The sequence below is a fragment of the Psychrobacter sp. Ps6 genome (genome assembly GCF_022129235.1).
Taxonomy (GTDB): Bacteria; Pseudomonadota; Gammaproteobacteria; order Pseudomonadales; family Moraxellaceae; genus Psychrobacter.
Window position 1 is genome coordinate 185,154 of record NZ_JADQAI010000005.1, and the last position, 14,130, is coordinate 199,283.

Genomic DNA, 14,130 nt, shown 5'->3' on the forward strand with positions numbered 1-14,130 from the left:
ATAAAAGCGTTATTAAGGACTAGCTATCCAATCCTTTTAGTGCCGCAAACATTGGCTCATATAGTGGTTGCGCCAAGGTGGTCAACGCCGCTGATAAGGCTCTAAAGGCATCTTGGTCACGCAGCACATATTGCCAAATGGCATGCTGCGAGCAAGTATCGTATACCGTGTCTGAGTTATAACTAGGTCTTAGCCAATCTGAGAAGTCTGCTCGCTTTGGCCAATAATTGCTATTTTCATTATCATCTTCTTGCGATTTTGAGCACTTAGCCAGATAATTGAGCGCATACTCAGGCAGTAATGTGATGGGGGTTTGACCCGATAGGTTGCCAAAAATCGCCCATTTTATCAGTTCTATCACTGCATCTTCATAGACGATTGGGCTTAGTTTAAATGCGATGAAATTTTTGTAGGCATCTACTTTTGAGCTGGATTTATTAAAGCGCCAAATACTCACGCCATCATCCAACGCCACTTGCTCAGCCGTGGTGCGTCTGGCTACTTGCCAGTATAAATGCGACAACCAAAACTTAAGTAGATGTTTTGGACTGGCAGAATTGGGCAGTATATTTAACCACTGCTTAGGTGACTGCTCAGCATAGTCACTTGTTTCTTGAGTGTGAACATCCGTTTGTGCCGATACTGGTGTTAATAGCGGCACTAGGCCTTTTATCTTAATAGATTTAGGCAATAATGTAAGCCATGTGTCTATGTCTATCTGACTGTTTGAGTCGTTATTCACATGATTGAGCACAGCCGCCAGCTCTATCTGAACGGGGTGCTCTGCAGTGGGTGTCAGTAGATGCAAATCTGGCATACCCTCTGTTCTACCTGTATTAGGTACAACACGCTCACCAAAACCATTAGCGATCAACTGCTCTTTAAATTCTAGACACTGCTGCTGTAGTTTTTGTTGTTGGTTGGGCAACGTGGTTTGGCGCGCCACCCCTGCTGGTATGATTTTTTGATACATTAACGTTGAGCTATCTTGCTGAGCCGTATTATCAATACGCTTATCGGTGGCCAACTCTTTAATCAAATGATCTTTAATCTGATAAGTTGTCAGGTGATCCAAAAACAATGGCTCTTGATGTGCCATCGCTTCCTCACCTTGTACCACATGCACCTTTTGAGACCGTAAAAACGCTTTAGCAGGATGGCGCACTTGATACACCAACATACCTTCGACATCTATCTCCCCAATATTGAATACGGTATCACACACCATTCGGGTGATCGCCTTAGTCCTATCGCTCATATCATTAGCAGCAACAAAAGTATCCAGTCCTATCATATTGGCTAATGTAAACAGGATTTGATGATCTATGTTCCCTAGCCTACCCAAACTATGGCCTAGCATTTGAGCAATGGCTTCGTACTGTGTTTTTGTGGGCAAACCAATCAGTTGTGGATGCTTGCTAGATCTTCTTTTCTGTAGCGTCTCAAACACCGCTTGCCACAGCGGCGCCGGAGGGAACTGTTTTTTCTGAGCCAGCTTGGTTTTGTACATGGCTTTATTTAGCAATCTATCCAGCTCATCGGCTACAGTAGTATCAGGGTTGCTATCACTAACATCATCAGACGTATCATCTTTTTTCTCAGAAGCCCTTTCAATATCTGCTTCAAACAAGCTCTTGTGAAAAGGTAGTGCTGGATGCTCAGTAACCAGCCACTGCTTGATGAGCTTTGGTAAATAACGCTTAAGGCTTTCTGTCGTTGGATCAATACTTTCAGGCAAAGTATCAAGCGAGTTGACCTGCCACTGTACCTCACCTTGCAAAAACTGTAGTAGCTCGCTCACTGGGTTGGCTGGTAGATGCTCATGAGTGTCAGTCAGACTTTGGCCATTGTAGAATATCCAACACGCACTACGCGCACATAGTAATGCATCCAAAAATGCCCCGTTATCATCGTCCTCGCTGACTCTGTCACCGCGGCGTGCATTGGTCGCTTTCATCAAGTCATATCGGTTGTCACGGTCACGCCCAGGAAACTCAGAGAGATCCATATTGAGCATAACCACCAACTCAAATGGTACGTTCCGTAGCGCGCCAAATCGACCAAAAGTGATCACGCCAGTCGGTTCCGCACTGACTTGCTGGCTTTCAAGCTCAGCTTCGATACTGTCTAGCATAAAGCTCAGCTTTAGCGGTAACTGCTCGACCCCTGCCAGCCTTTGCTCCACCTCTAGTCTATTAGTATCACCACTGGAATATTGTCTATAGTGACGATTGGCACGTAAGCTTGATTTAAAGCCATTCATCGCATTATAGATAGCGCGCATCGTACGCGTTTGATCAACATCGCCAAAGTATCGATGAATCACTTGGCTCTCAATCTGATCCAGCCAATCTTCCGCTTTCATTTTTTGTGTGTGGTCATCACGCCTTGCCACCAAACCAGCATAGATACGGCAAAGCGCTTCTACAATCATGGCATCATTTAGACTCACTTGCGCGAGTGGTAGGCTCATCTCAGGCACAGCCGTACTTGGCCATTCCTCCTGAGCTAAGGGATATAGACAATCGCTCAGACTCGCCTCTGGCATGATTAACCCCAAGGTCAATCTGTCTAACGCTTGTGCAAAGCTAAAACGATAGTCATAGTCATTGACGTCTAGGGTCTGCTTTAGATGCAGCTCGTCAAACCCGCGGATAAATCCAGCTTCCACCAACAAATCACAACCACGGCTCATTTGCTCATGGGTCAACCCAAAACTCTCAAATAAGGGTGGCAACATCAGCCAGTCCAACACCTCAGCCGCTTCAAAACGAGCGCTATGACTGCCAAGCAGCTTATAAAACCCAATAATCGCTTCCCATAACTGGCGAATATCAGCATCGACGACACCAGTCACCTTAGCAGGCAAGGTCAGACCATCTTGTCCCCTGCCATTGACGAAAATAGAGCTAATCAACGCATGATGACGCTCAACATCAGGTAGCAATACCACAATATCGGATATATGGCGTTTTTTCTCGCCAGATTTGATGGGTTCATTTAGCCAGCGACCAATCATAATACGTAGTACTTCAAGCTGGCGTTGCAAGTTATGACAAGAATGTATGCTTAGGCTATTGTCTTGAGAAGAAATTGCCCAAAAGCGGTCTTTTTCAAAACGCTTATTCTCTAGCACCTCATCGTCATACCATGACGTTTCTTGCTCAAAATCCAATGCTATTTGGTTACCGACGGCCTCTGAGACTTTTGCGGCTGTCGCTTGTTGGGTTGATTGCTCGTCAAGCATCAACACATCGTTTTGCAAACGGCGCAATAAACTTGGGCCGTTTTCTGCTGCTTGCAACCTATCATCGTCATCAAGTTCGCGAGCACTGCCATCGATAACGCTACCAGTTTCACCATCGAACCTATCACTAAAGTTATCTTGCCACTCTACTAGCGCCTCTTGGTATTGCTCATTACCTGACAAATTAGCTAGCATGGCGAAAGTATCACGAGACTGTTTGCCTAAACGCGACAGTAAACTGTGCCCGTAATCGCGTAAAAACACGCTTTGGGGATTAATGATCTGCTGACGCTGTAGCCATGACTTATCGACAATATCTGCCCAAAACAGTTTTGAGGGATTGTAGTGTAGTAACGTGATGTTCATATATTTCGACAAGCGCTGCAAAAAGTCGAGCTCGGTCTGTGGCAATTGCTGGATTGTAAAAATACGCAGCACCGTGGGTAGCTTGGCACGCTCATTTGCCTTATTATTTTCTAGCGCTGACCAAAAGGTACTTTCAATTGCCACGCGGTGCTGATGTACATCAGCAAATAATTGCGACCACAAAAAGCGCTGTGCAATCTCTAGCTCTACATAATGCGCTACCAACCACTCAGGCGTACCGCGTGCATACTGATCAAAACGTAGGGACAACGCATCTTTATCTGCGATTAGCTTATCTACATCAAGCAGCTTGTTGTCCGACCATAGCGCTAGCCAATCCTCACGGTGAGTCAAATAACGGTTAAACACCCTTGCCAAATCGCTTGCCAGCTGCCAAATGCGGGCGTCTTGTTGCGCTTTATCTTGCTTAACCCCTTCTTGTGGCTCGTCAATCAAAGATGCTAACAACGGGTGCACAGGATGCGTGTCATCATTGACAATCGACGATTGATAGTAAGTTAGGTATCCGAACAGTCGCCACTGCATCACCGTTGGCGACAGCACGGCAACTTCGGGCACGTTTAAGGTTGCTGCGTCAGGATTAACCTCTAATAAATAGGCATTATGGCGAGTTAACACATCCTGCATGAGTGTCCACTGATACTGACCCCAAAATTTGGTACGTACCAATGTACTGATGCCAGCACGGCTAGCAATGGTTTTATCCAACCAATCGCCCAATACCATTGACGGTACAATAACGATAAAGGGTTCAAAAATGTTCTGGCTCTTTGATTGATATTGCACCAATAGCTGGTCAACGAGATTTTCGGTACGATGTGACTGAATGATAGTAAACATAGACAATAATCTGATTGGAATAAGCGTAAGCGCTGAGAGCTACTGTTGGCTACAGTTAACCTGTCAGTCACTACACTTGTAATAAAAGTACCACAGAAAGTAGCAATGAAACCCGAATTGATACTCATCAATACATCTTTGGCAGTCGTCACTGTAATACATTTCTGCTAGCATTATATGATGTACAATACGCTTTCATAAATAACGTATATGCTCTGTCAGTGTGCCACTGATATTCGATGTTTACCAGTATAGATATCAGCATTATACTATCTTGCGACATCTAATGTCGCTTTGTAGCACTGCTCATAATTATGATAATAAAATATACATTGCCGCTCTTTTAAGTTATTTTCTATACCTTATTTCGACCTAACCTTCATTATCACGAGATGATTTAACATTATGCCTTTGCGTCCTATTGATGCCATCTTTGTTCATCCTAAACAACGTTTATACGTTGTTTACTATCGTGGTGAGCTATGGCAATTACCGCGTATGAAAATCGATGATAAATCATGGCAAAACAGACGTCCTTATACTGACGACAGTGGTTCACTTTACCTGAGCATTCACCAAGCCATTAGCGATCCTGTATTGGCACAAAAATTACGTACATTAGATTTGCCTGTTGCAGTACGTGGTAGCACCTTATCGCGTTTTGAAGCATGGTGGGAGGCGCATGGGTTCAAATGGCTAAAAGACAAGCTCATGATCGGCCAGTCGCCATTAGCTGTACATCAAGCGACAGCCTATGCAAAAGCGATTGATAGCCAGCCTGCCTCGCTTAGTAATAACCGTACTGAGAATAAAACCCCAGCTTCTATGCCTTTTTTTGTGAACACAGATGTGTTTGCAGAGATGTTGACAGAGCTAACCAATGAAGTACTCGATCAAAAGCTTTAACTCAAGCCACATATCACCTATAGTGCCTTATGTAAATTTTGAACTGAATTCATTAATAAAAGAGCGGTAATATATGAAAGACTACAAGCTGCTACTGGCTGGGCTAATTTTATTGCTGCTAGCAATTTTTACCGCTCTGATTACGTGGTTGTGGATCCACAATCGTAAAAATATAGATCCGCTACCTATCATGGCAAGTGAGAATGAGTCTGTAACTGCTAAAGGCGATGAGACTGCCAAAACTGTGCCTGATAGTGTCCTGTATGTCCGTGCAGCAGAGAATCTGCAAGTGCCGTTGGACGATATTATTGTCAGTTTTGAATCTCGTTATCCTCATATTCAAGTATTGGCAAACTATGTGCCGCCAAACACACTTTTGACCTTATCAAACAATAATATCGCTGCTAACAACGACAGCGACGCCGCTTTTAATACAGACGTCATTATCGCAAATGATAGGCTATCGGCAGAACGTCTCGCGCCACTACAAGCAGAGCTGACAGCGTCTCAACACCAAGATAACCAGAGTAAGGCAAACGCCAATACAGTTATTACAGAGGATGAAACCGATAGCGAAAATGCTGATAGTGAGCAAGCACCTACCGAGAACGATAATAAAGAGGCACGTACACTAACCTCTTTTAATTATGCCTTGAAAGATAAGCAGGAACTCGAAGGCGTTGTTTTGACAGACCGTACTGTTGCCGTTAGTTTTCGCAACTTCTTACTCTCTAGTACGGGCCAAGGTATTTTAGAGAAATACGATTATTATAATATTAATGGTTATGAGAATAGCGTAAACGACCTATTTCAACCAACATCGCGGGCCAAAAAGGCATCAGGTGATAATCCAGTAGATGTCGCTGATGCTCTTAGCAATGGAGATAAATGATAAATCGTCCCTATTTGTCTTTTGTTGATTGCTTTTATGACTGCTTTTTCCTACAATGTCACTCCATAATGCGCCTATAGCTCAACAGGATAGAGCAGTTGCCTCCTAAGCGATCGATCCGAGTTCGAGTCTTGGTGGGCGCACCAATCATTGTATTCTTAGCTTATTTTAAAGCCCCACAACCTTTTGGTTATGGGGCTTTTTTACTTCTTATCGCATCATAACATTGCATAACCTACGATGTATTTTCATACAGCATATCATCAAAACACAAAATATCTGGTATCGCTTATTGACCCAATCAGCTCATACTTTTAGGATGTCCAAACTTATTGAAAGCATGAGAATAATTCTCCATCTTCAAAATACAAAAAGCCTTTCAAGCTATTAAGTATAAAGCTTGAAAGGCTTTTTCGATCGCATATTTTTATCTGGGTAAGAGAGTTAATATCGGGGTTTGCCTACAGCTGCTCTTACTCTATATTCAACATTGATTTCGCTACAGCTTCGGCCACTTTAATGCCATCAATCCCTGCTGATAATATACCGCCTGCATAGCCTGCGCCTTCGCCTGCAGGAAATAATCCTTTAGTATTAATGCTTTGGAAGTCTTTATTGCGTTTAATACTTATCGGTGACGATGTTCTGGTTTCTACGCCAGTGAGTAAACCGTCATCAGATGAAAATCCTTGGATTTTTTTATTAAACGCTGGAATGGCTTCACGTATGGCATCCACGGCAAAATCAGGTAATGCTTTGCTTAAGTCGGTTAAAGTAATGCCCGGTGTGTAAGAGGGTTTTACATCACCTAATCCTGAATTTGGTTTACCTTTTAAGAAATCGCCAATGGTTTGCGCTGGTGCACTGTAGTCTTTGCCGCCTAATTCAAACGCTAAGGTTTCTAATTGTCTTTGCAAATCGATACCGGCAAGAGGGTGATTTGGGTAATCTCGCTCTGGGTCGATACCTACAACAATAGCACTGTTGGCGTTGCGCTCGTTTCTTGAATATTGACTCATGCCGTTAGTGACAACACGTCCTTCTTCTGATGCGGCAGCAACAACGGTTCCACCTGGACACATACAGAAACTATAAACAGAACGACCGTTTTTGCAGTGATGAACCAATTTATAATCCGCAGCACCAAGTATCTCGTTTCCAGCATTGTCGCCAAAGCGTGCTTTATCTATGGTTGACTGCCTATGTTCAATTCTAAAACCAATTGAAAAAGGTTTTGCTTCAACATACACGCCTTTATCATAGATCATTTGGAAGGTATCACGGGCGCTATGACCAATAGCAAGAATAACATGGTTGGTTTTCAAGGTTTCGCCATTATTAAGCGTCACGCCAGTTACTTTTGAATCAGTTATATGCAAGTCGTCTACGCGAGTAGCAAAACGGATTTCACCGCCAAGCGCTATGATCTGGGCACGCATTTTTTCTACCATGCTGACTAATTTAAAAGTACCTATGTGTGGTTTACTAACAAATAAAATCTCCTCTGGTGCGCCTGCTTTTACAAACTCTGTCATTACTTTACGGCCGTAATGATTTGGATCTTTCACTTGGCTATATAATTTACCGTCGGAGAAGGTACCCGCTCCGCCTTCACCAAATTGTACGTTTGATTCAGTGTTTAATTTACGCTGACGCCAAAAGCCAAAGGTATCTTTGGTACGTTGTCTTACTTCATTACCACGTTCGATGATAATAGGTTTAAAACCCATTTGAGCAAGGGTCAGTCCTGCTAATAAGCCACAAGGTCCAAAACCAATAACAACAGGGCGCTCTGTTAAGTTCTCTGGTGCTTCACCTACATATTTGTAGCTGGTATCTGGCGTTGGTTTGACATGGTTGTCTGACTCAAATTGAACCAGTAAATCATTGGCCACATCTGAGTCGGTCAGTATGATGTCTAGCGTATAAATTAATTGGATATTTCTTTTATTACGAGCATCATAACCACGTTTAAACATCACAAATGACGCCATTTGCTCAGCGGAGATTTTAAGTTTTGTCGTTATAGCAGTCGTTAGATCTTCAGGTGCATGATTTAATGGCAATTTAATTTCAGTTAAACGTATCATTGGTTACTCATAAACTCGTGTAGAAAACAGTCTCGCATTTTACTGGTACTGATACAAATAAGCGAATAAATATTTTACTTACGAAGGGTAAATTTACGGATTTGTATTGTTGTTTGAAAATGACTCTTGCCGTCAAGTCTGTACAGTCAAACTTGGGAGATTTTAGTAATGTTGTAGCCCAGAAGCTTTCTATGTGTGAATTATCAAATGAGCGAAGAAGAATAACTGTCTGGGAGACATTTATCAAAGTACAAGACGGAGGGCTATGCTCGTAGTGGTTGTCCTTGCCGCTCATTGAACCGTTGAAATGATGCTGTTTGATGATAATCATACTTTTATCAGGTGCCACAGTCTTAGTTTTTTTTGGGGAGATTGCCGATGGATTAAAGAGGAATTTTCCATAATAGTATTTATAAGAGTGATAACTTTCATGATTCCCTTAATTATTAAGTGAAGGAGCCAAAAACAACCACCCCTCCACATAGCCTCAATTCAGCCCATTACTCCTAAAATAAGATGACATAATGGATGAATCACTTGTTTTTACAAGATCTGACAAGCCTCATCAAAGTCCAATCTTGGCAGACGGCTGTATAATTGACCCTCTTGACCATAACCTATATTGATGAGTAGGTTTGAGGACCAATTACTGTCTTTAAGAAAAGTTTTATCTACCAATTCATTATTAAACCCAGACATAGGGCCCGTGTCTAAACCCAAGGCTCTACAAGCCAAAATTAGATAGGCTGCTTGCATAGAACTGTTTCTAAACGCCGTCTCTTGTATAAGTTCAGGGCTAGAGTTAAACCATGATCTGGCATCCGTATGTGGGAATAATTTGGGAAGTTGTTCATAAAATTCATTATCATGAGCGACAATCACTGTGATAGGTGCTGTCATTGTTTTTTCGATATTACCTGATGACAATGCTGGCTCTAAGCGTGCTTTAGCGTCATCAGATTTGAGAAATACAAACCGCGCCGGTGAGCAATTGGCCGAGGTAGGCGCCATTTTAATCAAGTGATAGATCTCTTCAAGTAATGCATCTGGTACGTCTTTTTTTTGCCAAGCGTTGAAGGATCTGGCCTTACCAAACAGCTGATCAAGATCTGCTGAAGATAACGATAGGGAATCAGTCATAACATTTCCTTATTAATATTAAATTTTGGATAAGAATTGAAGAATTTTGCTATTGGTTGAGCAGGTCTCTGTGATTGTACTGGCATGGCCACCCGTCACCATTAACTCAAACTGGGCATTTTGCATATTATTGGCCAAAGCCAGACCGCGTTGCCAGGGCACCAAAACATCATCAAGATTGCTCAAAACTAGCGTTTTGTTTTTAATATGCTTAGCGTTTATCAGGGGCTGATAAGACTGCAAGGCTTTTAATCTCGTTGAGACGTTTTCAACGGGAGCAAAATTAGCAATAGCTTTATCTTCTTTTTGCGTGAGTGCCTCTATGTTGTCTGAGATCCATATAGGCGGGTATAAAAATATCGCTTGGGCGCGCACAAATGCTTCTATACCTGTATCTTGTAGCAAACTGGTTCGCATGCTAAAACATTTAATCGTGTGAGGATCGAGGCTTTCCCACCCATTCAAGATAACCAGTTTATCTAACAATTCTGGCGCTTTATGAGCGATTTCCATACCGATAAATCCGCCAAGTGCGTGACCGACGAAATGACAATTAGACAGTCCTTCTCGTTTTAAAATTTCAATTAATTGATCCGCTAAATCTTGCATAGAATAGTCATCGGGTAAGAGGTCACTATCAGGTGATACGCCCTCTTGTTCATAGCAAATCACATTGTAATTCTCGGTAAAATACTCAATTTGAGGTAACCAAAAATCAGCATGCCCGCCTAAACCTGAACTAAATACGATCGTTTCTGACGTGTCGTTCTTACAAGGATATTTTTTAACTAACATAGGGTTTCATCCAATTTCAGTAAAATTCAAATTGCGGTAAAAGTATCTAATAGCTTATAAAGTAAAGTTGAATTCAATCAACTAAATCAATTCAACGGTACGCTCATCGCTTTCATCATAGTCGTACGCTACGGTTTCTTCGAAACTTTCGACTTCGCTTTCACCTTTACTCTCGATGGCCTCTTGAGACTTAATATATTTAATTAACGCATCTATGGTGCCGACCTTTAGATTGTGAGTATCGGCGAATTTCATCAGATCATTTCTACGAGCCATTTCACCATCTTTGTTGATAATCTCTACAATAACCGCAGCAGGCTCCAAGCCAGCCAGTCTCGTTAAATCGCAACCTGCCTCCGTGTGACCAGCGCGTTCTAAAACACCGCCCTCTTTAGCCACTAATGGAAAAATATGACCTGGGGTTACGACGTCATCAAAGGTAACGTCTTGAGACACGGCAGTTCTGATGGTCTGAGCTCTGTCTGCCGTTGATATTCCGGTACTTACGCCTTTTGCTGCATCAATGGAAACAGTGAAATTCGTACTATAAGGTGCTTGGTTGTCTTTGCACATGAGGGATAAGTTTAGTTTCTCGCAACGCTCAGCAGTTAAGGTCAAACAAACCAAACCTCTGGCATGTGTAATCATAAAGTTAATATCATTAGGTTTGGCTAAAGTGGCTGCCATAATCAGGTCACCCTCATTTTCCCGATCCTCATCATCCATGATTATGACCATCTTGCCAGCTTTAATATCTTCAATGATTTCTGGTATTGTATTGATATTCATAAAATCCACCATTTGTACTTATATTTGCTTTTGTATGTTGTTATGTAGAGCCTATTGTCAATTAATCACATGCTCTACATAACGTCCTACTTTTGATACGGCCGTATAGCTACTTCATAGAAATAGTGGTATTTACGCCTTCACTAGCATCCTCATCAAACCAGCGTGATATCACCGTTTTCGTCTGCGTATAAAACTGTACCGCTTGCTTACCATAAGGACCTAAGTCACCGAGCTTACTCGCTCTAGACCCTGTAAACGAAAACATCGGTAGCGGTACTGGAATCGGTAGGTTGATACCGACTTGTCCGACATCGATATCTTGTTGGAACTTATGTGCATGGGCGCCAGACTGGGTGAAAATTGCGGTACCATTACCATTCGGATTGGTATTGATAATCTTAATGGCTTCCTCAAGCGTGTCGGCATACATAATGCATAAAACAGGACCAAAAATCTCTTCGGTATAACAGCTCATATCAGTGGTTACATTGTCCAAAATAGTGGGTCCAACAAAGTTGCCATTTTCATAACCTGCTACCTGACAACCACGACCATCTAATCTGAGAGTTGCCCCTTCGTCTATGCCCGCTTGGATTAAGCGCTCGACACGGGCTTTGGCTTGCTTAGATATTAAGGGACCTAAGTCTTTGTCATCCTTGCCAGCAGACACTACTAGCTGTGCTGATTTTTCTACAATTTCATCAACCCACTGTTTAGATTCTCCAACCAATACCACGACAGACAGTGCCATGCATCGCTGACCTGCTGCACCAAATGCTGCGCCTGCTAATTGATTCAGACTTTGTTCTTTATTGGCATCAGGCATGATAACGGCATGGTTTTTCGCACCCATCATACATTGCACACGTTTGCCAGCCTGACCCGCACGATCATAAACATGCTTGCCCACTGCCGTTGAACCAACAAAAGATATCGCTTTTATATCAGGGTGATCGCACAGCGCATCCACTGTGTCTTTACCACCATGAACCACATTTAATACTCCTTTTGGTATACCTGCCTCAAGCGCCAACTCGACCAATCTCATGGTAACGATAGGGTTTTGTTCAGAGGGCTTTAAGATGAACGTGTTGCCTGTGGCGATGGCCATTGGAAACATCCATAGCGGTATCATGGCAGGAAAGTTAAAGGGAGTAATACCTGCACAGACACCTATTGGCTGTTGAACGGTATACATATCAACACTACTGGCGACGTTTTCAATGTAGCCACCTTGTTGCAAGTTACCGATACCTGATGCGTGCTCTACGACCTCAAGACCTCTAAATACATCACCTCTAGCGTCTGCCAGTGTCTTACCTTGTTCTTCAGTCAGTAGCGCCGCTAACTCATCCATGTTTTCACGTATCAGTTGTTGATACTTTAGAAAAACACGCGCTCGTTTACTGATGGGTGTGACACGCCAACTCTGAAAGGCCTCAGATGCCGTTTTGATGGCTTGCTCGATTTCCTCAGGTGTTGACTGTGGTACCTTAGCGATCACTTCTTGCGTGGCTGGATTGGTGATATCAATCCATTCTGTGGTCGTTGATTCGGTAAATTCGCCATTGATCAATTGTTGTACGCTGCGTGGTTCTGTATTCATGACACGATTCCTTAAGGTGATATCAAATAGGGATTTAAATTTATGGATTGAGTTTTAAGAGCGGCTCTGATGTAGCGATTTCTCTCTCAGTGGTCACGCTCACCTCTTTTTGTTTGTTTTTAAAATTGAAAGCGAGGTTCATAAGAATGGCTAAAAACGTAGCAGTACCGATGCCGCCCAAATCAAAGCCGGCAATGTTTAGTGAATAGTTGCCAGTGCCTAGGATTACTGGAACGGCGGCTACCAACATGTTGCCATTCTTACTGAAATCAATTTTTGCATTCATCCAAATACGCGCACCAGCGATGGTAATCAAACCAAAGACAACGATTGAAGCTCCGGTCAAAATAGGCACAGGAATGGTACTGACTAAGGTTCCAAACTTAGGGGACAAACCCAATAAGATTGCAAAAACACCTGCTATGACAAAGACGACGGTAGAGTAAATTTTGGTCGCTGCCATCACGCCGATATTTTCTGCATAGGTCGTCATACCAGTGCCGCCTACCGAAGCCGAAAGCGTAGTGCAAAGGCCGTCAGCGAAGAATGCTCTACCCATATAAGGTGAGATACTTTTGCCAGTCATGGCTTCTACTGCTTTGAAATGCCCAAGGTTTTCAGCGATTAAGATGATAAAGACAGGTGCAATGACTAATATGGCACTGGTCTCAAAGACGGGGGAATAAAGGGTTGGCATACCAAACCAAGCAGCATTTGCAATTGGAGCAAAATCAATAGGCTTACCCATGCCTAAGACATTGGTTAATAGGAAATAAATAAAATAGGCAGCGACTAGACCTATTAACAATAACAAGCGTCTGACCATACCTTTAGTAAATACGGCGACTGAACAAATACACAATACGGTGACCAACGCCATCCAAGAGTCAAAGCTACTACCGATGACGCTTTGTATGGTGACAGGTGCTAAGTTCAACCCAATAATCATGACGATGGACCCAGTGACCACAGGTGGCATCAGGTTCTCAATCCACCCTGCACCTGTCTTCATCACCAGTAGACCCATCAATGCGTATAAAATCCCGCAGACCACGGTACCGCCAAGCGCAATGCCGATATTTGGATTGATACCTGTGCCGCTATATCCTGTCACTGCTGCGACCGCCCCGATAAAGGCAAAGCTGGAGCCTAGATAACTTGGTACGTGACCGCCAGTAATAAGAAAGAAAAGTATCGTGCCTATACCAGTGATAAGCATCGTTAAGCTAGGATCGAATCCCATCAATAACGGGGCTAAGATTGTCGCACCGAACATGGCGAATGAGTGCTGTGCGCCTAACACCACGCTTTTACCCATTGGTAAGTATTCATTGATACCTACCGGTGTCATTTCTAGATTTCCAGTGTAGGGACGCCATTTAACAAACCATTTATCCATTTTAAATATCCTTAAAAAGTAGAGGGATGACACTTA

8 protein-coding genes, 1 tRNA gene and 1 pseudogene are annotated in these 14,130 nt (G+C 42.9%); 3 read left to right on the forward strand and 7 right to left on the reverse strand.

Going from position 1 to position 14,130, the window contains the following annotated elements; translation table 11 throughout:
• Nucleotides 1-19 precede the first annotated feature (19 nt).
• On the reverse strand, nucleotides 20-4,474 hold the full coding sequence (locus I3255_RS07885) for an exodeoxyribonuclease V subunit gamma (RefSeq protein ID WP_238038331.1): 4,455 nt from the start codon (nucleotides 4,472-4,474) through the stop codon (nucleotides 20-22).
• A 405-nt stretch (nucleotides 4,475-4,879) separates the two neighbouring features.
• Here I3255_RS07885 and I3255_RS07890 point away from each other — a divergent pair, with 405 nt between their 5' ends.
• The 3 genes from I3255_RS07890 (at nucleotide 4,880) to I3255_RS07900 (ending at nucleotide 6,418) form a co-directional block, all read left to right on the forward strand.
• Complete coding sequence (locus I3255_RS07890) at nucleotides 4,880-5,380, forward strand: hypothetical protein (protein ID WP_238038332.1); 501 nt, start codon at nucleotides 4,880-4,882, stop codon at nucleotides 5,378-5,380.
• 73 nt (nucleotides 5,381-5,453) lie between these two features.
• The gene (locus I3255_RS07895; protein WP_238038333.1) at nucleotides 5,454-6,272 is read left to right on the forward strand and encodes a hypothetical protein; all 819 of its coding nucleotides are present in this window, start codon (nucleotides 5,454-5,456) and stop codon (nucleotides 6,270-6,272) included.
• Nucleotides 6,273-6,342: 70 nt separating this feature from the next.
• A tRNA-Arg gene (locus I3255_RS07900) sits at nucleotides 6,343-6,418 on the forward strand.
• A 327-nt stretch (nucleotides 6,419-6,745) separates the two neighbouring features.
• On the opposite strand, the gene I3255_RS07905 is transcribed toward I3255_RS07900, so the two are convergent.
• The 6 genes and pseudogenes from I3255_RS07905 to I3255_RS07930 all read right to left on the reverse strand — a co-directional run bounded on the left by I3255_RS07905 (nucleotide 6,746) and on the right by I3255_RS07930 (nucleotide 14,094).
• Complete coding sequence (locus tag I3255_RS07905; protein WP_238038334.1) at nucleotides 6,746-8,362, reverse strand: NAD(P)/FAD-dependent oxidoreductase; 1,617 nt, start codon at nucleotides 8,360-8,362, stop codon at nucleotides 6,746-6,748.
• Between the two features lie 543 nt (nucleotides 8,363-8,905).
• On the reverse strand, nucleotides 8,906-9,502 hold the full coding sequence (locus I3255_RS07910) for a malonic semialdehyde reductase (RefSeq protein WP_238038335.1): 597 nt from the start codon (nucleotides 9,500-9,502) through the stop codon (nucleotides 8,906-8,908).
• An 18-nt stretch (nucleotides 9,503-9,520) separates the two neighbouring features.
• On the reverse strand, nucleotides 9,521-10,297 hold the full coding sequence (rutD, locus tag I3255_RS07915; RefSeq protein ID WP_238038336.1) for a pyrimidine utilization protein D: 777 nt from the start codon (nucleotides 10,295-10,297) through the stop codon (nucleotides 9,521-9,523).
• 171 nt (nucleotides 10,298-10,468) lie between these two features.
• Nucleotides 10,469-11,086: pseudogene (ribB, locus tag I3255_RS07920) on the reverse strand (3,4-dihydroxy-2-butanone-4-phosphate synthase); the annotation flags it as partial.
• A gap of 109 nt (nucleotides 11,087-11,195) precedes the next feature.
• Complete coding sequence (locus tag I3255_RS07925; protein WP_238038337.1) at nucleotides 11,196-12,695, reverse strand: CoA-acylating methylmalonate-semialdehyde dehydrogenase; 1,500 nt, start codon at nucleotides 12,693-12,695, stop codon at nucleotides 11,196-11,198.
• Between the two features lie 40 nt (nucleotides 12,696-12,735).
• Nucleotides 12,736-14,094 (reverse strand): solute carrier family 23 protein, encoded by a 1,359-nt coding sequence (locus tag I3255_RS07930; protein ID WP_238038338.1) that lies wholly within the window; start codon nucleotides 14,092-14,094, stop codon nucleotides 12,736-12,738.
• Nucleotides 14,095-14,130: the final 36 nt, after the last annotated feature.